The organism is Marinobacter sp. ATCH36 (assembly GCF_023555055.1).
Taxonomy (GTDB): Bacteria; Pseudomonadota; Gammaproteobacteria; order Pseudomonadales; family Oleiphilaceae; genus Marinobacter.
Genome location: NZ_JAMJPL010000001.1, coordinates 358,879 through 385,809 on the forward strand (window position 1 = coordinate 358,879; position 26,931 = coordinate 385,809).

Consider the following 26,931-nt stretch of genomic DNA (forward strand, 5'->3'; position numbering starts at 1 on the left):
TAGAGTTTCATATATTTTGACTGTGGGGTCAGCCCACCTCTGGAAGCACACGCAAAAACCCCTGCTATAGTTCCATTCAGTGCATCCATTCAGGAATCAGGACAATTAATTATGAGCCAGACATCGGTCGCCGACACACTGCGGGAATATCTCTCCCTACTGGAACTGCTAGATGATGCCTACTGGGAAGCCAGCTCCATTCATCACAAGGATATGCTGTACGACATTATCAGCATCTTCAGCCAGGAAGTGGCGGAATTGAACAAGCTCAGCATTATGGACCACCACTATCCGTACGAAGTGATCACCGAGGGTATAAGGCGGGTAGTGCCCAAGCTGGAGCGGTTGGATGAAAACCGGGAAGATGTCATTCAGAGAACCCAGACACTGACAGATTTCCGCGACATCCTGTCGTCTGTGCTGGGCATTCTTGAGGCCCAATTGGCCACCATGTGAGACCGCCAGACATGGGGACGTTCAGGCCGCTACCAACGGCCGCTGGGCTTCAGGAATCAATGGAAACCGATCACAGACCGTGTAGATGAAACGCGCAAGCGCAGGTATGTGGTGGCCAACAATCGGTACACCGGTATTGAGCAGGCTGACGGAAATATCCCGCGCCGCATCCGCCCAGCACAACTTGTTGATCAGGCCCACATGCCCAAAGGCATAACGGCTGTTCTGGCCCCATAACCCCATGGGATTGCCACCAAGCATCATGCCGGCGCTGAAGCGCATAGGGATCATCATTGTGCGGTCGATCTGCAATGATCCGAATTGTTGAATCGCCCGCCTGACGGTCATTTCGCTACAGATCCGCTTGCCATTCCAGACTCCGCCGTTAAGCATCATCTGGAAAAACCGGCCCATTTCTTCCGCTGTTCCACACAGGTTACCGGCCGGAATCACCGCTTCCTGGAAGCGCGGGTCATTCACCACCCTTTCCACGGTGCGGATATCACCGCCCAGGGCACGATTGACAATCCACGATACCGGGAAGCGCGGAGTTGGCCCGGTGGCGTAGTTGGTCGCCAGTTCCGAGACATGCTCCGAAGCAATGCCGTAGGTAAACCATCGCATGCCCATCGGCTTGCGGATGTAGCGGTCAATAAAGGCTTCAATGCTGTCGCCAGTGACTTTTTCGAGCACCCGCTGCAACACAAAGCCACCAGTGATGGCATGGTAAGCCACCTTGGCACCATCCACTTCCACCGGTTTTGCCTCACAAAGCAACCGCCAGATTTCATCCCTGTCCCATAGAACGTCGATAGGCGTTTCCCGCGGAATTGCCGGTATACCACCACGGTGGGAAAGAATCTGATGGACGGTAATCGTGCGTTTACCTCCGCCTGCAAACTCCGGGCAGTAATAGGACACAGGATCCATCAGGTTGACCAGCCCCTGCTCAACCAGGAGATGCATCAACAGTGCGGTAACGGCTTTGGAGGCGGAAAAGTAGCAAATGGGGGTATCCGTGGTCATCGGTACTTTTATGGCTCCAGGCCTATCGCCAGGGCCGTTACCTGTGGCATGGCCGATGGCCCGGTGCAGAATCTGTTCGCCCCGGTGTCTGACGGACAGCTGCAGCCCGGGATGCACGCCGGTACGGTAGAGCTTTTCCACACTGCGCCAGATGTCCTCGACTACCTCCGGGTTCACGCCCGCCCGCTCCGGCATCTCTCCTTCCGCATCTCGGTAAATCACGGAAGCCAGATCATCGGGAACGGCACAGGTATGAAGGGCACGGCGGGCAAGTCGATTCATCGCTTAACCTTTGATTATGGTATTTATCTACGGATTATGGGCTTCTTGAGCCAAGCGCGCCAGAACCACCCGATTGCGACCACTCGATTTGGCCTGGTACATGGCGGTGTCGGCCGCAGCACAGAGGGCGCGGGAATCAGTGCCATTGTCCGGAAACACTGAAATGCCAATACTGATAGTCAGCCGCACTGTATTGCCATTGCCCAGCGGTTGTGGTGTTTCACTGATCAGCCTGCGCAGACGTTCGGCGGTTTCACTTGCTTCCAAGCGGTCCATTTCCGGCAGCAGAATAACAAACTCCTCTCCCCCGAAACGACCAATCACATCGACACTGCGAACGCTGTCCGCCAACAGGGCACTGGTCGCTTTCAATACCGAATCGCCAGCCGCATGGCCATGGTCGTCGTTGATATTCTTGAAATGGTCAAAGTCGATCCATAGCAGTGACAGGGCGCGGCCATAGCGTTCGGCCCGGGCAATCTCTTCATCCAGTAACCGTGTCATTTCACGGCGGTTAAACAAACCCGTCAGTGGATCCCGTATTGCCAGCTCCGACAATTCGTCTTCAAGCGCCTTGCGATCAGAGATGTCGAGGATGATCCCTTCCAGCACCAGGTCGCCATTATCCTCGACCGCTCTCCCCCGCTCCCAGACCCAGATACGCCGGCCATCCTTGCGAATAATGGTGTATTCGATAGAAAACGGTTCGGCGTTACCAATAGCGGACTCAACCGCCCTCAAAATAGTATCCTTGCTGTCATCGGCAATCAGTTCAGCAAAACTGACGCGTTCGTTGTTCACAACCTCGTCTGGTTCGTACCCGGTCAGATCGCGGCATCCGCTGGATACAAACAGCATGGTCCAGTGCTCATCATAGCAACAGCGGTAGGCCATGCCGGGCAGGTTGTCCATAAGCGTGGACAACTGGCGTTCACGCTTACGAATGGTGGTCTCCGCCTCACGAATGTCGGTAATGTCCTGGCCAATGGCTATGGAGCCGACAATTTCACCCTCATCATTCCGGAGGCTGCGGGAATTCCAGGACAGCAGCCGCTTACGGCCCCCCTTGGTGGTAATCCGGGTTTCATAACCGACTACTTCACCATCATCCCGAAGAATATCCTCGGCACAGCCACGGATTTTTGCCCGATGATCCTCGTTCGGATACAGCCACTGCCAGATCTGGTCAGAGTTCAGAACCTCGTCGCGATGGTAGCCGCTGATTTCCTCTGCGGCCTTGTTCCAGAGAACGACCCGTCCCATGGGATCAAGCACGTTGATCCATACATTTGCCCGTTCAATCACACTTTCACGAAACTGGTTCAGCTGCCGTATTTCTTCCCGTTGATGGTGATGCAATGACAACATGGTCCGGTCGCTGCTGAGTTGCCGCATCAGTGCCAGAAACAGCACCAGAGCCGTCACCAGGACAAACAGAATGCCCTTGTAGGTCTGTACCCGGCGCAGTGTTTCCGGATCGGGAAACCATTGCCCCGCCAGATAATCCGAAAATGTTATCCATAACCATCCCGCCAGCAGGTAGACGCCCACAACCCACAAGGATCGTCGCAGCGGCGCACGGCGGCCTTTAAGCTTTTCCATTCAAATACTATCCCCGGATGCCGGCAGTGTCCCCGATCGTGCACACACCGGGGGAACAAAGAAAATATTACGGTATACCCTGAAGTTAGTCACTGGGAGCCTGGGCGTCGAGTGCAGTTTGCAATTGATTACGTTCCGCTAACGAAGCGGAACACACCGGAGATGCTATTTTTCGCTTTCTGGCCTAGTGTAGGGGAAGCATGACATCCCGTCAGTTTCAGCCGACAGTTCCCGGAGAGGCAAAACGTGCCGGACTCGAATTCGCACGAATACAACGAACAGCATTACCGTTCATTGTTCACCCACAACCCCGACGCGGTGTTTACCCTGACGCCCGCAGGCGAATTCGTGCAAATCAATCAGGCAGGCTGTGACCTTATTCAGGCAAAGGAAGAAGAGATCCTGGGCCAGCATTATGAAATGCTAGTCGTGACAGAGGATCTGGAACGAACCCGTCGCTATTTCGAGGCGACACTGACCGGAAAGCATCAGCGCTACGAAATCCGGATAGAAAATATGCGCGGAGAGATCCTGCAACTGGATATTCTCAATATTCCCATCATCGTGAACGGTCAGATTACCGGTGTGCACGGGCAGGCCAGGGACCGGACCCGAGAACGCCAGACAGAAGCCCGCCTGCGCATACTGGAGCGCAGCGTGGAAGCGTCGTCAAGCGGGATAACCATTGCCGACGCCGGGAAGTCCGGTTTTCCGCTTGTTTATGTGAATCCGGCATTTGAACGGATGACCGGCTACAAGACCGAAGACATGATTGGCTGGAACTGCCGTGTCCTCCAAGGGCCCGACACCAGCCCCGCAGCCATTGCCAGCATTCGCGCAGGCCTTGCAGACATGCGCGAGGTTCACACATCACTGCTGAATTATCGTAAAGATGGCAGCAGCTTCTGGAACGACCTCTACATTGCGCCGGTTCGAGATGCCAGCGACGAAGTCACACACTTTATTGGTATCCAGACCGACATCACTGACCGTATACGACAGCAAGAAGTTCTCACCTTTCAGGCCAGCCACGATTCCCTGACCGGGCTCCCCAACCGCATTTACCTGGAATCCCATCTGCAGGGAATTTGTCATCTGGCCCGCGCCCGGCAACTGGCCATCCATGCCCTGTTCATTGACCTGGACGGTTTCAAGCCCATCAACGACAGCCTGGGCCATGCCTTTGGCGATGAAATCCTGGCCCAGACAGCCCGGCGCCTGGATGCCGTCCTTCCCGCTGATTCCACCCTGGTACGGTTCGGTGGTGATGAATTTGTCGCGATTTTGCCCGCCCCCGCTGAACGCCAGTCCATTAACCGGATTGCCGATCTGATCCTCGAACAGTTCTCCCAGCCGTTTCTGAACGAGGACGTGGAGATCACCCTGTCTGCGGCGATTGGCATCGCAACGGCCAGCGACGCACTGGATAACTCCATGCTGTTGATCCAGCAATCCGACATGGCGATGTACGAGGCCAAAAAGCTCGGTGGCAACAACTGGCAATGGTTCAACCAGACCCTCGACCGCCGCGTGCAGCACGAAGTCGCATTACGCCAGCAACTTCAGCAAGCACTGGCCACCAACCAGTTCGAACTGTTCTACCAGCCTCTGTTCAATAACGACCTGGCCATCGCCGGGGTTGAAGCATTGATTCGCTGGAATCACCCCGACCGCGGCTATATCTCGCCTGCCGAATATATACCTCTGGCGGAGCGCACAGGGCAGATTCTTCCCATCAGTGAATGGGTCATGCAGGAGGCCTTTTCCAGGGCAGCGGAACTGGCTGAAATTGGTGTGACAAGCATCTCCATAAACCTCTCGCCACTGCAGTTCCATCGCCACAATCTGATTGAACGACTGGCTCGTCTTAATGATCAATACCGGCTGGCGCCAGGCCAGCTCTGCGTTGAAATTACCGAGAACGTTTTTCTGAACGACCCGAAGGATGTTATCCGGCAATTGCGGGAAATCCGGAGCCTGGGTATTGAAGTCGCCATCGACGACTTCGGCACCGGATTCTCAAGCCTCAGTTACATGCGTGACATGCCGGTTAACAAAATCAAGATCGACCGTACGTTTGTTAATGGCATTACTTCCAATGATCGTGATGCCGCCATCACCCGTGGAACCCTGTCAATGGCTACGGAGTTGGGAATGAGTGTGGTAGCCGAGGGGGTGGAAACCGAGGAACAGTTCAGATTATTGCAGCAATTCGGATGCACGGCTTACCAGGGCTTCTGGTATTCACGGGCTCTGCCACTGGCAGACCTTCGAACCTTTTCCAGAGCTCTCGATCCAGCCCCGGCAGAATAGCGCTGTATCCAGAACCAAAAAAAACCGGAGAGCCCTCGCAGGCTGTCCGGCTTTTTTGTTCAGGCAACCAGGCGAAACGCCCGGATTGCCCGACACTGGATTACTTCACGGATGCCCGGGCGTCGGCCAGGATCTTGTTGAAGGTATCGCTCGGCTGCATGATCTTGCAAACCTTTTCTGCGGGCGGGTGGTAGTAACCACCGATGTCCGCGGGCTGGCCCTGGATCACGCTCATTTCCTCCAGGATCTTGTCCTTGTTGTCTTCGAGCTGCTTGGACAGCTTTTCGAAGAAGGTTTTCAGATCCTTGTCGTCGTCCTGCTTCGACAGTTCTTCCGCCCAGTAACGGGCCAGATGGAAGTGGCTGCCTCGGTTGTCGAGCTCACCCGTATTGCGCGACGGCGACTGGTTGTTTTCCAGCAGACGCTCTGTGGCCTTGTCCAGGGTCAGACCCAGCAGGCGAGCACGCTCGTTGCTTTGCTTTTCACCCAATTCTTCGAGGGAAACCGCGATCGCCAGAAATTCACCCAGTGAGTCCCAGCGCAAGTGATTTTCCTGCAACAACTGCTGAACATGCTTGGGTGCGGAACCGCCGGCGCCGGTCTCATACAGGCCACCGCCGTTGAGCAGCGGGACGATGGAGAGCATCTTGGCGCTGGTGCCCAGCTCCAGGATCGGGAACAGGTCGGTGAGATAGTCACGCAGCACGTTGCCGGTTACGGAGATGGTGTCGAGACCGCGAATCAGTCGCTCCATGGTCCAGCGGATGGCACGGACCGGTGACTTGATGAGGATATCCAGGCCTTCGGTATCGTGTTCCTTCAGGTACATCTCGACTTTCTTGATCAGTTGGGCATCGTGCGGCCGCTCGTCGTCGAGCCAGAACAGTGCCGGCATACCGGTAGCACGGGCACGGTTAACCGCCAGTTTGACCCAGTCGCGAATCGGCAGGTCCTTGGTCTGGCAGGCGCGCCAGATGTCACCCTTTTCGACTTTGTGATTGGTCAACACAGTGCCGTCTTCGGCAATCACACGAACAATGCCGTCTTCCTTGATTTCAAAGGTCTTGTCGTGGGAGCCGTATTCCTCGGCCTTCTGGGCCATCAGGCCAACGTTAGGTACGGTACCCATGGTGGTAGGATCAAATGCACCGTGGGTCTTACAGAAGTTGATCACTTCCTGGTAGATAGTGGCGTAGGTGCTCTCCGGCATCACCGCCTTGGTGTCCTTGAGCTTGTTGTCCCGCGCCCACATCTTGCCTGAGTTACGGATCATCGCCGGCATGGAAGCGTCCACAATCACGTCACTGGGCACGTGCAGGTTGGTGATGCCTTTCACCGAATCCACCATGGCAATTTCCGGGCGGTGCTCGTAGCAGGCGTGCAGGTCTTCGAGGATCTGTTCCTGTTTGGATTCCGGCAGTTCCTTGATCTTCTCGGTCACACTGGACAGGCCGTTGTTGGGGTTCACACCCAGCTCGTCAAACAGCTCGCCATACTTGTCGAACAGTTCTTTGAAGTAAATCTTCACCGCATGACCGAACACGATCGGGTGGGAGATCTTCATCATGGTGGCCTTGACGTGCAGGGAAAACATCACGCCGGTTTTCTCGCAGTCTTCGATGCAATCCTCGAAGAACTTTTGCAGGGCCTTGCAGCTCATGAACATGCCGTCCAGCACTTCGCCTTCCTGAAGCGGCAACTCGCTTTTCAGCACAGTCTGCTCGCCTTTGGCATTTTCGAAGACGATGCGGGCGTTGGTGGCCTTGTCCAGGGTCAGTGACTGTTCGTTGGAATAGAAGTCACCACCGCGCATGTGGGCCACGTGGGTGCGTGACGCCGGGCTCCACTCACCCATGGTATGGGGATACTTACGAGCAAAAGCTTTGACTGCGGTCGGCGCGCGACGATCGGAGTTGCCTTCACGCAGTACCGGGTTAACCGCGCTACCCAGTACTTTGGAATAGCGGGCGTGAATTTCCTTTTCTTCGTCGGTCTCCGGATTCTCCTTGTACTCGGGAAGCTTGTAACCCTGGTCGTTAAGCTCGTTGATGGCGGCCCGCAACTGGGGGATGGAAGCGCTGATGTTGGGAAGCTTGATGATGTTCGCTTCCGGGTCCTTGGTGTAGTCGCCCAGCGCTTTCAGGTCGTCGGGTACGCGCTGGTTTTCTTCCAGATAGTCGGGGAACAGCGCCAGGATGCGGGCGGCGAGGGAGATATCGCTGGTGCCGAATTCGATGCCTGCGGGCCTGGCGTAGGTTTCCAGGATGGGAAGAAGTGACCGGGTGGCGAGAGCAGGTGCCTCGTCGGTCAGTGTGTAGATGATCTTGGCTTTGGATGACGTCATTTTCGTCCTCAGGCTAGTGTGTGAGTTCAGGACGGTCATGGCAGGGTCAGGTGTCTTGTGAACGCCCAACCTGAGCAATGACTGATTCGGGAACTTTTGATAGACCTACTAAGATAGCATTTTTTTGGCAATTCTGGTTACGATCTTAGTATAAGAACCGACTAAAAATGCGTTAAAACCCGTTACAGGACGATGAAAAGGCAGGAATTTACGAAACTTTCGGACATTTTGGGTTTGGTCGTGATTGGGAGTGTCGCGCCGGAGGCAGAGGCAACCAAAACACCCTCGAGCACATCCCTGTGACGCTTGAGCTCCGCCATCCTTGGCTCCGCACAGTTTTGGTTGCCTCTGCCTCCGGCGCTCGACAAGCCCCGTGCATGCCCGCCATACGTGGAACAACGTAGCCGTGGGTCGGATTAGCCGCAGGCGTAATCCGACAGGCAACCTCACCCCTTCGGCAACAACCCAGCCTCCTCAAGGCAGTCACGAATCTGGTCCAACGCCTCCGGGTTACCCAGAGCATCCCGGTTATCCGCTTTTTTCGAGCCGTTGATCAGGCGGGCGACAGCCAGTTCTACTTTTTTCCCGCTGCGGGTGTACGGAATGTCCGGTACCTCGATGATGTGCCTGGGCACATGGCGGGGGCTGGCGCCCTGGCGGATGCGGGTTTTGAGGGTTTTCCGGAGGTCGTCGGTAAGGGCTTGGCCTTCGGCGGGGACCACCAGCAGGACTACTTCCACATCACCCTCGATCTGGCGACCGACGACGAGGCTGTCTTTGACTTCGGCCACGGTTTCTACTTGGCGGTAGATTTCGGCGGTGCCAATTCTTACACCGCCGGGGTTCAACGTAGCGTCGGAGCGGCCGTAGATGACGGCGCCGCCGTGTTCGGTGAATTCGATGAAGTCGCCGTGGGCCCAGACGCCCGGGAAGGTGTTGAAATAGGCGTCTTGGTAGCGCTCGTTATCCGGATCATCCCAGAAATACACGGGCATGGAGGGCAGCGGCTGGCGGCAGACGAGTTCCCCACGGCCATGACTGACGGGCTTGCCGTCGTCGCCATAGGCCACGGCATCAACACCCAGGAAACGGCACTGGATTTCACCCCTACGCACCGGCAGCATCGGGGTGGAACCCACGAAGCAGCCACAAATGTCGGTGCCACCGGCAATGGAGCCGAGCAGGACGTCAGGCGCGCCGTCGCTGTAGACCCAGTCATAGTCTTCCGGCAACAGTGGTGAACCGGTGGAGAAGACAACGCGCAGAGCGCTTAAGTCCAGGGTGTTCACCGGTTTCAGTTCCGCCTTGCGGCAGCCGGCAATGAAACGGGCGCTGGTACCGTAATGGGTGACTTTCTCGTCAGCCACCAACTGCCAGAGAAAGTTCAGATCCGGGTAGCCCGGGGAACCGTCGACGGTTATCACAGCGGCGCCAGTCAGCAGCGCCGAGGCCTGCCAGTTCCACATCATCCAGCCACAGGTGGTGAAGTAGAGGAACCGGTCCTCCGGGCCTACATCACCGTGAAGCATCAGTTCCTTGGCATGGTTGACCAGCAGGCCGGCATTGCCGTGGACAATGCACTTGGGCTTGCCGGTGGTACCTGAGGAATAGAGGATATACACCGGGTGATCCGGCGGCAGCGGTGTAAAGGAGGGCGCCTGGCCCTGGCCTTCGGCAAGGGCGTCGTCCCAGTGGGTAACCTTGTCACCGGCTATGGCTGGCTCGCCCGGCAGTTGTTCGATGCTGACCACGCAACGCAAGGTTGGCAGGCCGTCAATCAGGCCGGCGAAATCGTCCTGGCGATTAAAGACCTTCCCGCCGTAGCCATAACCATTGACCACAACCAACGCCGCCGGCTCGATCTGGCCGAAGCGGTCAAGAATTGCACCGACACCAAAATCCGGTGATGCAGAGCTCCAGATGGCACCAAGGCTGGTGGTGGCGAGCATGCCCACCAGGGCTTCATAACCATTGGTTACCACACCGGCAACCCGGTCACCCTTCTGAATGCCGTTGTTTCGCAGAAAAGCCTCGAGCGCACCGGTATCGGCTTTCAACTGGGCGTATGTCCTGCGCAGGACAGGGCGGGTTTCGCAGTAGGCCACCACCGCTTCGCGATCGGCATGTTCGCCATCCGCCAGCCGCAGCAGGTTGGCGGCGAAATTAAGCTTCATCCCGGGGAACCATTGTGCACCCGGCATTTCCCGCTTACCCAACACCTTGTCCGCCGGGGTCTCGCAGACCAGCCCGCAATAATCCCAGACTTTCTGCCAGAAGGTCTCCAGCTCATCAATCGACCACTGGTGCAGGGCGTGGTAGTCGGCAAACGGGCCGAAGCCCTGTTGCTCCAGCCAATCCTGGAACCGGCCCATGCGGCAATTTTTAAGCGTGTCTTCCGAGGGAGACCAGACTACCGGTGATTGTTCTGTGTTGCTCATCCGTCTCTCCTGTTACTTACTGCATATGCCAGCCGTGGCTGACCACAATGGACTGGCCGGTCATGGCTGCCGAGGGAAAAGCGGCCAGATGCACCGCCAGCTCTGAGACATCTTCCAGAGTGGTAAACTGCCCATCCACTGTATTTTTCAGCATGACCTTGCTAATCACTTCCTCCTCGGAAATGCCCAGCTCTTTCGCCTGTTCAGGAATCTGTTTATCCACCAGCGGGGTGCGGACAAAACCCGGGCAGATGATGTTACTTCGAACCCCATGCTCCGCCCCCTCCTTGGCCACAGCCCGGCACAAGCCCAGCATGGCGTGTTTGGCAGCCACGTAAGGTGCCTTCAGCGGGGATGCTTCCAGGGAATGCACCGAGCCCATGTAAATTATCGAGCCACCACCGCTGGCATACATCTGGTTGAGCGCGGCACGGGTGACCAGGAAGGCGCCGTCCAGGTGCACGCTCATAACCTTGCGCCAGTTGTCAAAAGAGAGCTTGTGTAACGGGTCGATGTGCTGGATACCGGCATTGGCCACGGCAATATCAAGCCCACCCCATTTTTCCACGATGGCGGCCACACCTCGGTCAACGGCGTGCTCGTCGGTGACATCCATGGCCAGAGGCATGGCGGTTCCGCCGGCCTGTTCGATGGCGTCGACCGCTTCCTGGGCACTCTCAATGGTGAGGTCAGCCACCGCCACCCGGGCTCCTTCACGGCCATAATGTTCTGCAATGGCACGGCCGATGCCCCGCCCCGCCCCGGTGATCAGGGCTATCCGATTTTCTAGACGCATTAGTATTGTCTCCTTAGACGTAAGCGATGCTGGGCAGCCAGGTCGCGATTGCAGGCACCAGGAATACGATCACCAAGGCAATCAGCTGGATAATAATGAAGGGTATGACGCCCTTGTAGATATCCATCACATCGATTTCCGGTGGTGCAACACCCTTGATGTAGAACAGTGCAAAGCCTACTGGCGGCGTCAGGAACGACGTTTGCAGGCACATGGCAAAGAGAATGGTGAACCACACCAGGTCGAACCCGAGGGTTTGGACTACCGGTGCCACCAGCGGCAGGATGATCAGCGTGATCTCGACCCAGTCCAGGAAGAACCCCAACAGGAACACCGCAAACAGGATGGTCAACACCACGCCGTAGGGTCCGAAGGGCAGCCCCAGCAAGGCGTCTTCAATGACCTGGTCGCCACCAAGCCCCCGAAGCACTACAGAGAACGCTGTTGCCCCCAGGAAAATAGCGAAAATAAACGCCGCCGTACGCGTTGTCTGCTGCACCGAAGAATTCAGCACTTTCACGTTCAGACGCCCCGACATCAGCGCCAGCAACAGAGCGCCGAGCGCACCCACACCGGAAGCTTCCGTGGGTGTGGCGATACCGGCAAAAATAGAACCCAGCACCCCAAGAATCAGCGCCGCCGTGGGCACCACTGCCTTTGCCACCTCCCAGACGATGCTCCAGGTTGGTTTCACCGTCCCCTCGGGCACCGGCGCAATGTGTGGCTGAAACAGCGGACGGAGCATCACATAGGCGACGTACATGGACCCCAGAAGCAGCCCAGGGAGGAACGCGCCCATGAAAAGGTCTCCCACAGATGCCTCTGGAACCGCAAGCCGGTCTGCCATGAGGACCAGCATGATCGACGGCGGAATCAGGATTCCCAGGGTACCAGTGGCGCAGGCCGTACCCACGGCAAAGCCCTTGTCGTACTTGTGCTCCATCATTACCGGTAAAGAGAGCATGCCAAGCAGTACCACGGACGCCCCGATAATACCGGTGGTGGCTGCCAGCAGTACACCAATAACAACCACGGTTACGGCATATCCACCACGGACTGCGCCAAAGAGTTTCACCATGCTGTTCATCAGTTTTTCGGCAACGCCGGACTGATCGAGCATTATGCCCATAAAGATAAACATGGGCAGAGCGACAAGGGTTTCGCTGTTAACGATGTCCCATATTCGCTCGGGGACAAGACCCATGGAAGATTGATAATCGAACCATAGGTCAGCGCCGAAGTCCTCAACGGCAACTACACCAATCAGGGTCCAGATCACAGCGGTACCACCGAGCACCCATGCGACCGGAAAGCCGGTCATCAGCAGCACGCCGAATGTAAGAAACATGCCGATTACAAAAAGCGTTTCAAGCTCCATCAGGATGCATCCTCTTTCTTGTTACTTCCGGTCTTGATCCGGATGGGCTTCGGAAAGCCAAAAAGCAGTGCGGTTACTTTCAGCAAACGGGATAGCGCAGCCAGAGTGAGCAGGACAAACGAAATTGCCAGAACGAACTTCAGAACCCACCGATGTGGAAGACCGGCCGGTGCCTGACTGGTTTCACCCTGCTGCCATGAACTGTACGCATAGGGGAACATTTCGTAGACCGCCAGCGCCAGAAACGGTAGCAACAGGAAGAGCAGACCAAACAGTTCAATCCAGCCCTGGCCCCGAAGCGAAAGGCGCTCATGAATTACATCCACTCTCACGTGGCCATCAACCACCAGGGTGTAGGCCAGCCCCAACAACCAACCTGCGCCAGCCAGATGCCACTGAACTTCTTCCAATGTCACAGAGCCGACGTCAAAGGCATAGCGGCCAACGACGGCATAGATGATAACCCCGGTTATCACAACCCAGAGCCAGGATGCAGTCTTGCCGATCGCGGAAAGCGCACGGTCCACACCCTGGCTGATCCAGGTTGTGGGTAACTCAGTGTGATGATGAAGAATTTCGTCGGTGTCGGACACCGATGCCCGCCCACTCTGCGGTGAGCCTTTACCAGACACCGTCATACAGCAGTTCCTCGCTCAGAATGCCGATTGCGAAACAAGGATGGCCCCGAAGGGCCATCCTGACTTGGTTGGAGAACACCGGAGCTCGACCCGATGTCTCAGGACCAGCCTCGAACCCTAGAGATCGGAGGGAACATAGGCACGCTCGTCCCAGACCTTGTAGGTTTCAAGGAACTCATTCTGGCTTTCGTAGACACGTTTGAAGTCCGCATCTTTAGCCGATTCCTGCTCCATCACTTTATCAGTAACCGCTTTCAGCTCTTTCAGAACTTCGCGGGGGATCTGGTCAGCCTGGACGCCTTTTTCCTGGAAGCCGGCCAGAACCGCACCGTTCTTGTACTCACCTTCGGCCAGGCCAAGGGTGGTTGCAGCAGTACAGGAAGCGTCAACCAGCGCTTTCTGTGCGTCCGTGGTTTTGTTCCACTCGTCCTTGTTGATCAGCATGTACTGGGCGGTAAACTGCTGGTGCCAACCAGGGAACAGGTTGTACTTGACCACCTGGTCGAAGCCAAGAAGCTGGTCAATAGCGGGCATGGAAAACTCAGTCGCGTCGATGGTGCCTTTTTCCAGCGCCTGGTAAAGCTCACCACCGGGCATCATGGTGACAGAAGCTCCCAGTTCTTCCAGAATCTTGCCACCCAGGCCTGCAAAGCGAATCTTCAGACCCTTGTAGTCTTCCAGTGTTTCGATGGGTTCGGAATACCAGCCTGCTGTTTCAGGCCCGATAATACCGCACAGCTGGGCGTGCACATCGAAGCCCTTGTTGGCATAGACTTCCTGCAGCATTTCATGGCCGCCACCATAGTAATACCAGGCCGTGTAGGCCCAGGGCTTCATGCCAAAGGGAACAGCCGCAAACAGGGGAATCGCAGGAACCTTGCCCTGGTCATATCCGATCCAGGTATAGCCTGCTTCAACTTTGCCATCGGAAACCGACTGCAGGATATCGAAAGGTGGAACCAGCTTGCCGGGTTCATAGACACGAACCTGAATGCTGCCATCGGAAGCGGTGGTGAGGTTTTCGGCAACCCAGGCGCCGGGCGAGCCCAGGCCGGGCAAATTGGTGGCGAACGCGACCGGCATTTTCCAGCGCAAGTCATCCGCGAAAGCCGATCCTGTGGTCAGAGCGATCGCACCGGCAATACCGGTAAGGGCCTTGAAGAGTTTCATTGGTAAGTCTCCTAGCATTGTTGTTGTATTCGGCCAAACAGGAATATTCCAGCAGGCCTGATCCAAGTGTAGTCAGACATCGCAGGAAACGGGACGGACAAGTAAATTATTTTCGGGTCCAACGAAAGCGCCAGTCTTGTTTTCTGCGTTGTTCTGACGTCCTGCGCCCGGGATATAGCAGACACTGTGCCAATCAAACTTTTAATCTATTTATCAAACAGATAGAAATATTAAGTGAAAGAGGAAATTGCAAATAGTCCGGAATCCCGGACAGAGTTAGCCTTCAGTCGTAGGGGTTTGTACGGATCGCGGGACAGCTGTCCTGGTTTCAGGACAGTTTGGCCAGCTTCTCATAAAGCACTGACCGTGAAATTCCCAGCAGCTTGGCCGCGCGGGTCCGGTTTCCGCGGCTTGCCACCAGTGCCTCTTCAATAGCCTGCGACTCTGCATCGGCCAGGGTTTTAGCAAGTGGGCGCACCGGCTGCGGCATTAACGAAGAGGCTGGCCGGTTGCCGCTGCGGGGTAACACCTTGAAGATGGCGTCTGCATCCAGTAAACCACCATCCTCACCCATGGTCAGGGCCCGCTCGAGGACATTACGCAGTTCACGTATATTGCCTGGCCAGTCATATCCACCCAGGGCGGCGACACCGGCATCGGTGATCTCCCCTCTCATTTCCAGGCCGTCGCAAATCTCTCCCAACAACGCCTCACACAAAACCCCCAGATCCGCCAGCCGATCACGAAGCGGGGGTATGGGTATTTCCAGCACATTCAAACGGTAATACAGGTCCGAACGGAATTCTCCCTCGGCGATCATTGCTTCCAGGTTCCGGCTGGTCGCGGCAATGACACGCACATCCACCGATGCCACCTTGTTTGAGCCCAACGGCTCGATTTCACCTTCCTGCAACGCTCTCAGCAACTTGGCCTGCAGCGGTAGCGGCATGTCGCCGACTTCGTCCAGGAACAGCGTGCCACCGTTAGCCAGCTGGAATTTACCTTCGCGGGTACGACGATCGGCGCCCGTGTAGGCACCTGGCGCAACGCCAAAAAACTCGGCTTCCAGGAGATTGTCTGGAATGGCGGCAACGTTTACCCCCACAAACGGCTTTTCAGAACGTACGGAGACGGAATGAATCGCCTGGGCCAGGACCTCCTTGCCGGTGCCGGTCTCACCCAGAAGCAACACGGGCATATCACGGCCAGCTGCGAGCCGGGCCCGGCGTTTGACCTCCAGGGCTGCCGGGCTGGCACCAACAAAGTCGGCGAGGTTATAGCGGGTTCCACGGGCCTTTTTGGCCAGCGCCTTGCGGGCAGCCGCGAGATCCTGATGCAGGCGACGATACTTGGCCACCAGCGGCGTCAGCGGTTGCAGATCGTCATACAGCACAAACGCTACCGCCCCCATGATCTGTCCGTCGTCATCGTAAAAAGGCAAACGGGTAACCACCAGCTGTTGCTGGTTATGTTCCATGATATCAAGCAGCAGCGGTTTCCCCGTTTCGACCACCTCCGGCATCCGTGTGTGCGGAATCACCTGACGGACCAGCTTGCCAATGACGGACTGGGGATCGCCCAGCCCCAGCAGGTGCGAATAACTGCTGTTGATCCAGGTAATACGGGTTTCGTGGTCAACGGCAATGGCCCCTGCACTGGCTTCTTCAAACATCGGGAACAGGGCTTCGATCAGGTCCCTGGTCAGGCCACTCTTGTTTTTATCTGTAAACAGCTCTGTCATGTACCCTGTACCACCGGGTTGGATAATATTCATGGCAATACCCATGGCACCCGGCGAACCGGGTGCAGTGACGGAAGTATATGGCGCCCCCGGAACGGGGGCAAACAAAGCCGGCCGTTAACCTGAACGGGCCGGCTAACAGGCGCTTCAGTCCGGGATCTGTACCTGGTCATCACTGAACAGGATAAGGTCGCCGGCATCCGGACTTGCCGCGATCGGGGTCAGGTTGTCAGCGGACAGGGGTGTTGAGGTGTTGCCTCGTGGCACGGTTCTGACCACCTGGCTCGGGGGTAACGCCTGCTTGTCGGCAAGGTTCGCCCAAACCAGATCAAGCGCCTGGAAGAAGTAGTGGTGCAGGGGCACGTACCGGTCCGCGATGCCCGGAAATCCGTTCAGAACATCCAGATGGTGGGCATTGAGAATTTCATAGTACCGCAGCTTGCTGTCACTACCTTCAACCCGTTGATTGAGGCCAAAATAGGGCCGGGATGTGTGGTTGATCGGCAGGATGGCATCAGCGCGTCCGGTCACAAAAACCGTGGGCTTACCCTGCAGGTCACCGGTGGCTCTCACCTGCTCGATGCCATCGGCAATGCGCTCCGACATATCAGCCGCGTCGCCTGTCAGCGGCTCATCGGCAACGATGTCCCTACCCACCGCAAGGCTCCTCAGGCATAGCAGCGCATCCAGGCCATAATCCTGCTGGCTGGTACTGGGCGAGGCACTGGCCGCAAGGTTGGTGGGCTGGCCTTCCGCTTTGTCGTAAACCAGGTTCACCCCGGCACTGGGTGGAATACCATTACTTGCGGAAAATAGCGCAGCTTCCTGAGCGCCACTGATCGGCGTAACCGCTCCGTCAGCTCCCGTGGCCGCCAGGCTGATATCACACAGCCGGTCTTCCACCCCGGCCTCGCCATAGGCGTTGGCGTAGGTCATGGAAATACTCTGGGCCACCGCCAAACCGAAATGGATGGGTGCCAGCAGGTTCTGCTCCGGCTGGATGCCCACTTCCTCGTTCAGAATACGCAGCGCATCGGAGGCACGCTCTTTGGTGTCAGCACCGCTTACCAAATTCTTGTTGGCCAGCGAGTTACAGATATTCTCCGCCACGGTGAAGTTGTTGAACGTGGCATTCAGGGGGGCGACATCGCGGACTTCCAGTGCGATATTCGCACAGCCCTGGTACACCGCCAGCGCAGTGGTGTAATCCAGCAGGCTACGGCTGTGCTCGGCAAGCGCCGGACCGTTGCCCTGACGTATGGTGAAGCTGGTATCCACCTGCGGATTGACGTTGGGTTCCGAGACCGCAACACCGTCAATCAAACCGCTGTCGTCCAGTTCCGCCGCGCGGACAGAGGCACCGCCACCGTTGGATACGCTGGAGGCGATCACCAGGGTGTTCTTCGGCTTCACTTTGATAACCTTGCGACCGTTACCGGTTTCCTGTCCGAACTTCTCATTCAGAATGTAAAAGCCAAATTCAATGGACTGAAGCACATGCCGGCCCCAATCCGCTTCCGGGTTGGCTTTTGAATGAGCATGCTTATAAGCGAGGCGGTCTGGCCACTTGGCGTTAAAGTCTGCTCTTTCCTGATCGTCCAGGTCGGCACGGAACTGCACCGGCTCATCGTCCTGGGTCAGGGTGCCATCGATACGCTGAGCCGCATTGGTGGCCAGGTTGTGAGAGCCGGTACCGGTGCCCTTGTCGGTGTAGACCACCGCACAGCCTTTCTTCAGCCCCCATTCCCCGGCGGTGCCAATGGCACCGTAAATACCACGGGAGCCCGACGAAGGCGCTGTAATCATGCAGGCCTGCTTGGGATCGAAACTGTCCGGTACCTGGACCATAACGGTAACGGGTACATCACTGCCCTCGACGGACATATAGGCCAGGTGCTCTTCTCCAGAAACCAGCCCGTCACCGCCGTTGCCTACCTGGGGCCCGAAAAACTCGCCATACCCACCGCCGGGAACGGTATCCACCAGGGCGCGATAGTTGTTGTAAATTGCTAGCGTCCGCAGTTCCTCCGGCGTGGGATTGAGGGGATCATCGAATGCCGGTGCGGGTGTACTGGCAAGGCCACTGGCACCAAGCCCACCGGTCAGCAGGTCATTGGTCATGCCATCGTAATGGCTGGACTGAATATCTCCCTGAATGAAATCCGGGAGCTGATTGAAAGGAGAATTGCCATCTTTACAGGCAGACACGGTTAACGTGACCGCCCCAATCAACGTGCATTGCAGTAGTGTTTTCATGATTTTTCCCTGTTGTTTTTGTTAGACACGGGAACCCGGCGCACAAAAAACACACCAGGCACCACTGTTGGGCCCATGCGTATCCTGTGCCAAAAAAGCAAGCTGTTGATATGAAATGTATTTTAGGAAATTACTGACGGGCTACGACATCGGTTTCCGGATGGCCGGACAGTGACATTGTAAAAAACAGGCTCTGAAGCCCACCAAAGGCGGCTCTATAGCGATGTCCGGAAAAAAGGACACTGTATTAATATCCGGACACTCGACACTGATTGGTGAAAAGCATCCACAAACAGGGTCCTCTCGTATTGGTTTCTGTAGCCAGTCCCACTGATGGAGCCACGATGAATACCTTACGCCTGCTGGCCATTGTTGCCGGTGCGGCATTGACCGCCTGCGCTTCCCATGAGAACGCACCGGAACAATCCGTTCCAAAGCCGGAAACCGGTTTTGAGACACAGTCAAATATTACGTTCTCACCGGACGGCTGGCCCCAGTCCCTGCAGGCGGATCTTTACCTGCCGCGAGGGGAAAAACCGATGCCAGCAGCGCTGCTGGTTCATGGTGGCGGCTGGGAGCGGCGCTCACGAGAAGACATGAACTGGATTGCCGAACACCTTGCCAGCCGGGGTTTTGCGGTGATGAACATCGACTACCGGTTTGCACCAGAGTACACCTTCCCGGCCCAGCTGTATGACCTGCAGGTGGCCATGAGCTGGCTCCACAGCCAGGCAGATACCCACCACCTGGACCGGAACGCGATCAGTGCATTCGGGTTTTCATCCGGTGCCCACCTGGTCAGCCTGATGGCCCTGGTCGCAGAGTCCGGACATCCGCTAAATCAGCCCCACGGCGGGGAGCACGCCAAACCAGTGGCCGTTGTTGCCGGTGGCCTGCCGGGCGATCTCCGGGCCTTCGGCTCCGGAAAACTGATCCGTCAGTTTCTCGATGGCGAACAGGAGGACATTCCCGGTGTCTACCAGGCAGCCTCTCCGATCACCCATATCACCACTGGGGCACCGCCTTTCTTTCTGTTCCATGGTGCTCAGGACATGCTGGTACCCGCCAGCCAGGCGAAGGAGTTCCGGGCTCGCCTGACAGATCATGGCGTTGAGAGCGAGTTGTACCTGATGCATCTGCGGGGCCATATAACCAGCTTCCTGACCGCCGGCGATGCCGTTGAAAAAGCCACGGACTTTCTGGCCCGACACTCTGAGAACAGCAATCAGGTCAGCAAAGCAAAAGATCAGAGGGGCAACTAAATCGTAATAAACGGCGCCACGGTGAGCCCCAGGATAACCAGGATAGCGAGGCACGCCGCGATGGTGGTTACCGGCCTATGGCGCAACCGAAACCAGAATCCTCCGGTCCGCCCTTCCTCGAGATCTCTCTCGTACGCGACACGTTGACGTTGCAGACGTTCCCGCTGATAGTCATCCAGCAGCTCCCTGGCACGCCTGGCCTCATCGTTATCATGAACCCAGAAACCGCCCATGCTGATGCCCCAGCGGCTCGGTGGGGTTTCGTAATAGGGCACTTCATGGGCCTCGAACAACTCGCGGATTTCATCCGCTTCGTCATCGGGAACGTGACGCAGGTTCATGAGGTGGTTGGTCATGGTATGTCTGGCACCGAATTATGAGATACCCTTATCCTAGCATTCCGGGAAGGTTCTCACCGCCCAGTTCACCAGGATAATCAATGCCAGACAGCGCTATTCGACGATTACTGGAGTTTGACGAGCAGGTTCAGCGAGACAGCGACCAGAGCGCGGCTTTCCTGCACCGGCGCGACCGCCGGTTCGCCCTGGATTGCCGCGACAAGGGTCTGTCGCCCGACCCGGAGTTGTGGCTTCAGCACGTTCGCAGACTGCGGGCGCCGTTATCCACCGACGATCCCATGCGCCCGTGGCGACACCTGACCACAGGCTTTGCACTTGTCGGACTGATCACCGGCGTATTGGCGATGCTGGGGCTGCTGTTCTACGAGGGCGGCCAGCGAATCAACCTCACGGTTATCCTGGCCTTTGTACTGCTCCAATGCCTGCTTGCCGCGATTACGACCATCCAGGCATTTGCTGGCTGGCAGCCCTGGGGCTGGCTGTTACGGAAGTTTGCCGGGGCGAATCCGACCGGTGCACTACGGCCGTTGCAGCCCATGCTGATGGCTCGCGCGGCCCACACCGGCGGACTGATGTTCGGAATCGCCGGATTGTTCACCCTTTTGGTGCTGGTGGTGATTCAGGATCTTGCCTTTGGCTGGAGCACGACCCTGAAAACGGGTTCCGACACTTATTACAATCTGTTGGTTACGCTGGCCGCGCCATGGCAGAACCTTTGGCCCGCAGCAGTACCCGACAGGGAGCTAGTGGATGCCACCCGGTTTTTCCGCAGCGATAACGGTGGTACTGCTGATCCTGCGCTCTGGGGGCGCTGGTGGCCTTTTGTTGCCATGGTATGGGCCACTTATGTCATTTTGCCCCGGCTCGTGCTACTGGCACTGGCAGCAGTCCATCCGGGCATGCGTGCCCGCAGGGAACTGGCCAGACACCCCGGCAGGATCGCCCTGCAGTACCGGATGGAAACCCCCGCTCTGGACACCGGCAACCGTCACAACGATGCTGCAGACCAGCCAGACACGAGCACATCCGGGCAACTGCATCCGCTGCCCGGCGGACAGGTACTTATCCGCTGGGCAGGTGCCGGTGAGCCGGAACTCCCTGACGCTCTGGCGGCTGGTTATCGCGACATTCATTCCGCAGGTGGCAATGCGCCGCTTCAGCATGACAACAGCGTCATCCACACCGCTGGAAAGCTTCTTGCTGCCAGTTCCAACCCTGCAGCGGTGGTGGTTACCCGCAGCTGGGAACCACCTACCGGTGAATTGGCGGACTTTCTGCGTGAAGCCCGCAAGTCCTGGCCGGCAACCACTCTCATTGCCCTTGTACCCATGGCAGCGGAAACGGACCAATCGCCACCTGTTCATCAGGTAAGCCAATGGCTGCGGTTTGCAGAAAGATGCGGAGATAGCCGGATCGTAGTCAGCTCGCCGGACATGACCTCACCGGAAACCCGCATACACCGTGCATTGCAGAATGAGTACAGAGAATGATTGCCCCCGTATTCGCTGTGGTTGGACACCCCAACAAGGGAAAATCCAGCATCGTGGCCACCTTATCCCAGAACGATGCCATCGCCATCGCCCTGGAACCCGGAACTACTCGTCAGCGCCAGGAGTACCCGCTGACCGTGGATGGAAAAACCCTGTACACCCTGGTGGATACTCCGGGTTTCCAGCGCCCGCGGCGAGTCCTGGAATGGCTGGAGGCCCACAGCGTTTCGGCCTCCGACCGTGCGGAAACCGTGAAGGCCTTTATTGTCCAGCACCGTGACGATGGCGGATTTACCGATGAATGTGAGTTGCTGGCCCCGTTGACCGAAGGTGCAGGCATTATTTATGTGGTTGATGGCTCTGTGCCCTACAGCGCCCAGCATGAAGCGGAAATGACCATCCTGCGCTGGACTGGACAACCGAGCCTGGCGCTGATCAACAGTATCGGCGAGGACGATTACAGCGACACCTGGATGCGCGCGCTTGGCCAGTTCTTCCAGGTAGTTCGCAAGTTCGATGCGGTTACCGCTCCGTTTGAGCAACATATCAGCCTTTTGCGGGCATTCGGCCAGCTGGAACCGGACTGGGAGCAGCCTCTGGAACAGGCGACTGAATTTTTGCTCGCCCAACGACGCCAACGCCGAACTGAAGCGGCGGCACTGATTGCCCGTACCCTGGAAGATATGATGTCGTTTCGTGAGAAGCGCACGCTAACCACACTCCAGACCAGCGAAATGTCTGATGACGAACTTGCCAGGCAGCTGCGGGCCAGTTGGTATGATAATCAGCGAAAACGGGAGCAGCATCTGCGAATCGCCATCGAACGACTCTATGAGCATCACCGTGTAGAGCGCCAGGAAGCCGAGCTTGAGTGGCACAGTGAACATGACCTGTTCAGCGAGGACAGCCGCAAGGCCTGGGGGGTCAACCGCCGTTACCTTGCGACAGCCGGGTTCGGAGCCGGTGCTGTCGGTGGGGCCGGCGTGGATGCACTGACTCTGGGCCACTCACTGGGCGCCGGTGCCCTGGTCGGGGGATTGATTGGCGCTGCGGGCAGTTATTTTTACGGCGACCGCCTGACTCTGCCAGTGCTGAATACCGGCGTACTGACCAATGGGCTCAGAACCGCTACATTTGGTCCTGTACAGGACAGCCAGTTCGGCTATGTTGTATTAGGAAGGGCAGTCAACCACTGGTGGCACATCAGCCACCGCAATCACGCCGGTCGCGAACTGCTGGACCTGGCACCGGCGGACAACCACTGGCTGGAACACCTGGATCGGACCAACCGTCGGGTTATTCACCGGGCCCTTGAACGCTGCCATAAACAGCGGGCCCTGGACGACAAAACCCGGATGGCATTGGCCGACGCCATCGAGCAGGCCATGGGCGCCTACGACGATTGGCGGTTGAACCGAGCCTGACAGGGATGTTTATACTATTGGGCTGTTCCATCACATAACGAGGAATAAGTATGAAAATTGTACGAGTTCAGGACATCATCGGCACCGAGCGCGAAGTTTCCGGGCCGGGCTGGACCAGTCGCCGTATGCTGCTGAAAAAGGATGGCATGGGATTTTCGTTTCACGAAACCATTATCCCTGCCGGTGCAGAGCTGAACCTCTGGTACAAGCATCACCTCGAAGCCGTCTATTGCGTGGCCGGCAACGGCAGCATCTATGACAAGGCCACTGGCGAAACACACGAGATCAGCGACGGAACCCTCTACGCCCTGGACAAGAACGACCCTCACACCCTTCGTGGCGGTACCGAGGACATGCGCCTGATCTGCGCATTCAACCCGCCCGTTACCGGCCGTGAAGTTCACGACGAAGACGGCGCTTATCTCCCGGATACCGGCGACAACTAAGCCCGGCCCCAGTGGCTGACGTTTCAGAGACCACAACACCGCCACCGGCAGCAAAGCTGCTCCCGGTGGCGGTGTTGCTTTGGCTGGCCGGTGTTTATCTGCGCATACCGGTGCTGGTGGCGCCGCCGCTGGCACCTTTCATCAGCGACGAACTCGGCCTGTCCCAGGCCCTGACCGGCGCCCTTACAACGCTTCCCATTCTGATGCTGGCGGTCGGCTCCATGCCCGGCTCCCTAGCCATAGCCCGGCTGGGCCCCAGGAACACACTCGCGCTTGCCATGGTGATCATGGTTATAGGCTCCGCAGGCCGCGGCCTTGCGCCGGATACCATCACACTGATGCTGGCCAGCGCCGTCATGGGCTTTGGCATCGCCATGATGCAACCCTCACTGCCGGCTCTGTTACCTCGCTGGCTCGAACCAAAACACCTGGCCATTGGCTCTGCCATCTACATGAACGGCATGCTCATGGGTGAGTTTATCGGCGCTGGTATAACATTGCCTGTGCTGATGCCACTGATGGACGACAGCTGGCGGGCCACCCTTCTGGCCTGGTCATTGCCCGGCTTACTGGTAGCCTCCGCCCTGTTCCTGCCACGCAGAGACATGGCCCGTCCGGTACGAAAACCCTCCTGGCTACCGGACTGGAAAAACCCTCTCACCCTGAGAATCGGCCTGCTACTGGGCCTGTCCGGATCCCTGTTCTTCGGCCTCAACGCCTATATGGCTAGCCTTCTGGAACAACAGGGCAACTTTGAAATGCTGGCGGATGCGCTCTTCTGGTACAACTTCGCCCAGGTAGTGGCATCGCTAATAATGCTAAAAATGGCGAGATACTGGGTAGGCCGGAAGCTTCCGATCATTGTAGCCGCCACCGGTAGCATTATCGGTACGGTCGGCACGCTGTTATTGACCGGCTGGTGGGCCATTGCCAGCGCGACCTTTATGAGCTTGACCGCAGGGATTCTGCTCATTCTTCTGGTGGCGTTACCGCCGGTATTGGTTGAATCCCGAGAAACAGGTCGACTTTCCGCAGGCAACTTCCTGGTCGGCTACACGATGGCGTTTTCAATCCCCATGATCGGCGGTTTGCTGGCTGACTGGGGCAATGACGCCCGATATGCAGTGGGTTTCATTATCGCCTATTGCGTTCTGGTCCTCCCACTGACCTTTACCCTGGACCTGAAACGACAAAAGGGCCAACCACAAAGCTGACCCTCAAAAGGAAGCCCACTTACAACTTGATAGCCGTGGGGTGGGGGTAAATTTTCCGCCAGAAATGGGTGTCTGAGCGAAGCGAGTTCCATTTCCAAGGAAAAATTACCCCCACCCCGCGGCCACCCCCAGTGTCAGATGTAATAGTCCTTAAGCGGAGGAAAACCGTTAAACTCTATGGCGCTATATGTCGTCGTGTAGGCGCCGGTAGAAAGCCAATACATACGATCACCAATGGCCAGATTCAGCGGCAACGAGTACTTGTGGTGCTCATACATGATGTCCGCGCTGTCGCAGGTCGGGCCGGCGATCACACAGTCTTCGCCCTCGCCGGATTTCTCGGTGTAGATCGGGAACTTGATGGACTCGTCCAGGGTTTCAATCAGGCCGCCGAACTTGCCGACATCGGTGAAAACCCAGCGATGCAGGGCCGTGCGGGACTTCCTTGAAATCAGCACCACTTCACTGACCAGCACGCCAGCGTTCGAAATCAACGAACGGCCAGGCTCGATGATGATCTCAGGCAGCTCATCGCCGAAATCCTCATCCAGGAAGCGTTTGATTTCCTCGGCATAGGTTTTCAGGTCGTTAGTGCGGGTGATGTAGTTGGCCGGGAAGCCGCCGCCCATGTTGATCATCTTCAGTTCGATGCCATCTTCTTCTTTCAGACGCTCGAAAATGACCTTTACCTTACCCAAAGCCGCATCCCAGGCGCCGATTTCCCGTTGCTGGGAACCCACATGGAAGGAGACGCCGTAAGGCACCAGGCCCAGGTCGCGGGCCAGGATCAGCAGGTCCATGGCCATGTCGGTCTGGCAGCCGAACTTGCGGGACAGTGGCCAGTCGGCAGTCAGGGTACCTTCAGTGAGGATACGCACGTAAATCTTTGAGCCCGGGGCTGCCTTGGCAATGTTTCGCAAATCTGCTTCGGAATCAGTGGCGTACAGGCGCACCCCTTTCTCATAGAAAGTGCGAATATCTCTCGCTTTCTTGATAGTGTTGCCGTAACTGATCCGATCGCCAGTCACACCCAAACCCATGACCTTTTCGAGCTCATACACCGACGCAATGTCAAAGCTGGCGCCCTTGTCCCGCAGCATGGTCAGCACCTGCGGAGCCGGGTTGGCTTTTACTGCATAGTAGACGCTGGCATACGGGAAGCCTTCCACCAGGTCATCGTACTGGCGGTTGATGGTAGCGGTATCAATGACAACAAACGGCGTTTCCCGGGTATCGGCAAAGGCCTTGATACGGGCGAAGGTTTCGGCCTCATAATAATCAGCGATGATGGCGTTGGCAGACTCGGTCATGGATGGTGTTTCCCTCCAGGGGCAAACAGGCAAAAAAATAGGTGCTACAGCAATGCTGCAGCACCCGTTATTGTGGCGATCATCGGGCTTTTCCCTGCCCCCGGATATGAGCATATTTACCCATGCTCCTCGGCGGCCCGATCAATGCAAAAGCCCCGTCTGGATTCAGACTGCAACCGGCCACAGTGGCGGCGGCACTGTGGGCCCGTCAGGGTCATCGGGCTCGGCATGGCGCTGCAGGTATTCCAGAATTGCCACTTTGAGATGGCTGCCCCCGGCCAGCCCCTGGTTGCCGAACAGCCGGTTGAACTCAAGCACGTAGGGGTACCCTTCGACCAGGGCAATGTCGAATCCTGCATGATCCACCTCAAGCTCCCGCGCCAGTCGTAACGCAAGATCCGTCACCACGGATGGAACCGGGCCCTTATCAATGCGCCCGCCGCGCGATACGTTATTGTAGAATCCCTGATCAGCCTGGGTTCGCCAGTAAGCGGACACCACCTTATCCCCAACGATCACCACCCTCGCGTCCCGATCAATCGGCAGGTATTCCTGGGCATATAACACACTGGTCTGCTCACAATATCGCTGCCAATCTGCACGGTTCTCAATCAGCCACACCCCTTCACCCATACTGGCCTTAGGCAGCTTGGCCACGAACGGCAGTGCCATGGCGTCCCATACAGCCTGCTGTTCCTGCGGACCATTGGCCTCGATCAGGGTCCAGGGCGTGTGCTCTGGCGCGACCGCCTGAAAGGCACGGGTCATTTCTATCTTGTCGTGGCCGATGCGGTAACTCGCAACGCTGGGGAATACCCGGCACTTCAAACCGTGAACGAGGGCGTTCAATTGCCAGTATTCCGGGAACAGAACCCAGTCTGCGTCTTTAAGCAGTTCCTTGTGGGCCAGGAACTGTTCGGGCTTGAGTACCTTGGTGTCCGGGAAGCCCAGGGTGCGGAATATGTCGAAGGAAACCAGTTTCATTT

20 protein-coding genes are annotated in these 26,931 nt (G+C 57.2%); 7 read left to right on the forward strand and 13 right to left on the reverse strand.

Annotated features, from left to right (window positions below; genetic code table 11):
- The first annotated feature begins 111 nt into the window (after positions 1 to 111).
- Positions 112 to 456, forward strand: a complete 345-nt coding sequence (locus M8010_RS01595; protein ID WP_250087161.1) for a hypothetical protein — start codon at positions 112 to 114, stop codon at positions 454 to 456.
- A gap of 21 nt (positions 457 to 477) precedes the next feature.
- Here M8010_RS01595 and M8010_RS01600 read toward each other — a convergent pair whose 3' ends face one another.
- Together M8010_RS01600 and M8010_RS01605 are read right to left on the reverse strand one after the other, a co-directional pair.
- Positions 478 to 1,764: a serine hydrolase domain-containing protein gene (locus M8010_RS01600; RefSeq protein ID WP_250087162.1), complete on the reverse strand. Its 1,287-nt coding sequence runs from the start codon at positions 1,762 to 1,764 to the stop codon at positions 478 to 480.
- A gap of 27 nt (positions 1,765 to 1,791) precedes the next feature.
- A complete protein-coding gene (locus M8010_RS01605; protein WP_250087164.1) occupies positions 1,792 to 3,366 on the reverse strand; it encodes a sensor domain-containing diguanylate cyclase in 1,575 nt (524 codons plus the stop codon).
- A gap of 246 nt (positions 3,367 to 3,612) precedes the next feature.
- On the opposite strand from M8010_RS01605, the gene M8010_RS20010 reads away from it, so the two are divergent.
- Complete coding sequence (locus M8010_RS20010) at positions 3,613 to 5,679, forward strand: putative bifunctional diguanylate cyclase/phosphodiesterase (RefSeq protein ID WP_250087166.1); 2,067 nt, start codon at positions 3,613 to 3,615, stop codon at positions 5,677 to 5,679.
- Between the two features lie 100 nt (positions 5,680 to 5,779).
- On the opposite strand, the gene M8010_RS01615 is transcribed toward M8010_RS20010, so the two are convergent.
- The 8 genes from M8010_RS01615 to M8010_RS01650 all read right to left on the reverse strand — a co-directional run bounded on the left by M8010_RS01615 (position 5,780) and on the right by M8010_RS01650 (position 18,440).
- Positions 5,780 to 8,023 carry an NADP-dependent isocitrate dehydrogenase gene (locus M8010_RS01615; RefSeq protein WP_250087169.1) on the reverse strand — a complete coding sequence of 748 codons (2,244 nt, stop codon included), beginning with the start codon at positions 8,021 to 8,023 and terminating at the stop codon, positions 5,780 to 5,782.
- 446 nt (positions 8,024 to 8,469) lie between these two features.
- The gene (locus M8010_RS01620) at positions 8,470 to 10,461 is read right to left on the reverse strand and encodes an acetoacetate--CoA ligase (RefSeq protein ID WP_250087171.1); all 1,992 of its coding nucleotides are present in this window, start codon (positions 10,459 to 10,461) and stop codon (positions 8,470 to 8,472) included.
- A gap of 16 nt (positions 10,462 to 10,477) precedes the next feature.
- The gene (locus tag M8010_RS01625) at positions 10,478 to 11,257 is read right to left on the reverse strand and encodes a 3-hydroxybutyrate dehydrogenase (RefSeq protein WP_250087173.1); all 780 of its coding nucleotides are present in this window, start codon (positions 11,255 to 11,257) and stop codon (positions 10,478 to 10,480) included.
- Positions 11,258 to 11,270: 13 nt separating this feature from the next.
- Positions 11,271 to 12,635 carry a TRAP transporter large permease gene (locus M8010_RS01630; RefSeq protein WP_250087181.1) on the reverse strand — a complete coding sequence of 455 codons (1,365 nt, stop codon included), beginning with the start codon at positions 12,633 to 12,635 and terminating at the stop codon, positions 11,271 to 11,273.
- Positions 12,635 to 13,273 (reverse strand): TRAP transporter small permease subunit, encoded by a 639-nt coding sequence (locus M8010_RS01635; protein WP_250087189.1) that lies wholly within the window; start codon positions 13,271 to 13,273, stop codon positions 12,635 to 12,637. Before M8010_RS01635 ends, M8010_RS01630 begins: the two co-directional genes overlap by 1 nt.
- Positions 13,274 to 13,390: 117 nt before the next feature.
- Positions 13,391 to 14,443 carry a TRAP transporter substrate-binding protein gene (locus tag M8010_RS01640; RefSeq protein WP_250087197.1) on the reverse strand — a complete coding sequence of 351 codons (1,053 nt, stop codon included), beginning with the start codon at positions 14,441 to 14,443 and terminating at the stop codon, positions 13,391 to 13,393.
- Positions 14,444 to 14,771: 328 nt separating this feature from the next.
- Entirely contained in the window at positions 14,772 to 16,184 is a 1,413-nt protein-coding gene (locus M8010_RS01645) for a sigma 54-interacting transcriptional regulator (RefSeq protein WP_250090084.1), read from the reverse strand.
- A gap of 147 nt (positions 16,185 to 16,331) precedes the next feature.
- Complete coding sequence (locus tag M8010_RS01650) at positions 16,332 to 18,440, reverse strand: 3-hydroxybutyrate oligomer hydrolase family protein (protein ID WP_250087206.1); 2,109 nt, start codon at positions 18,438 to 18,440, stop codon at positions 16,332 to 16,334.
- 344 nt (positions 18,441 to 18,784) lie between these two features.
- Here M8010_RS01650 and M8010_RS01655 point away from each other — a divergent pair, with 344 nt between their 5' ends.
- Positions 18,785 to 19,702, forward strand: coding sequence for an alpha/beta hydrolase (locus M8010_RS01655; protein WP_250087208.1), 918 nt, complete (start codon positions 18,785 to 18,787; stop codon positions 19,700 to 19,702).
- Here the strand turns inward: M8010_RS01655 and M8010_RS01660 are convergent.
- A complete protein-coding gene (locus tag M8010_RS01660) occupies positions 19,699 to 20,058 on the reverse strand; it encodes a DUF6164 family protein (RefSeq protein WP_250087211.1) in 360 nt (119 codons plus the stop codon). The two genes, M8010_RS01655 and M8010_RS01660, sit on opposite strands and share 4 nt — an antisense overlap.
- An 83-nt stretch (positions 20,059 to 20,141) precedes the next feature.
- On the opposite strand from M8010_RS01660, the gene M8010_RS01665 reads away from it, so the two are divergent.
- Genes M8010_RS01665 through M8010_RS01680 form a run of 4 tightly spaced genes read left to right on the forward strand, consistent with a single transcriptional unit; the run spans position 20,142 to position 24,635 of the window.
- Positions 20,142 to 21,551 (forward strand): DUF2868 domain-containing protein, encoded by a 1,410-nt coding sequence (locus M8010_RS01665; protein WP_250087213.1) that lies wholly within the window; start codon positions 20,142 to 20,144, stop codon positions 21,549 to 21,551.
- On the forward strand, positions 21,548 to 22,975 hold the full coding sequence (locus M8010_RS01670; RefSeq protein ID WP_250087223.1) for a GTPase/DUF3482 domain-containing protein: 1,428 nt from the start codon (positions 21,548 to 21,550) through the stop codon (positions 22,973 to 22,975). The genes M8010_RS01665 and M8010_RS01670 overlap by 4 nt, the downstream gene beginning before the upstream one ends.
- Positions 22,976 to 23,025: 50 nt before the next feature.
- Positions 23,026 to 23,421, forward strand: coding sequence for an ectoine synthase (locus M8010_RS01675; protein ID WP_036207743.1), 396 nt, complete (start codon positions 23,026 to 23,028; stop codon positions 23,419 to 23,421).
- An 11-nt stretch (positions 23,422 to 23,432) separates the two neighbouring features.
- Entirely contained in the window at positions 23,433 to 24,635 is a 1,203-nt protein-coding gene (locus M8010_RS01680; RefSeq protein ID WP_250087224.1) for an MFS transporter, read from the forward strand.
- A gap of 134 nt (positions 24,636 to 24,769) precedes the next feature.
- Here M8010_RS01680 and M8010_RS01685 read toward each other — a convergent pair whose 3' ends face one another.
- Positions 24,770 to 25,945: a type III PLP-dependent enzyme gene (locus tag M8010_RS01685; protein WP_250087227.1), complete on the reverse strand. Its 1,176-nt coding sequence runs from the start codon at positions 25,943 to 25,945 to the stop codon at positions 24,770 to 24,772.
- Positions 25,946 to 26,110: 165 nt separating this feature from the next.
- A complete protein-coding gene (locus M8010_RS01690) occupies positions 26,111 to 26,929 on the reverse strand; it encodes an ATP-grasp domain-containing protein (protein ID WP_250087229.1) in 819 nt (272 codons plus the stop codon).
- Positions 26,930 to 26,931: the final 2 nt, after the last annotated feature.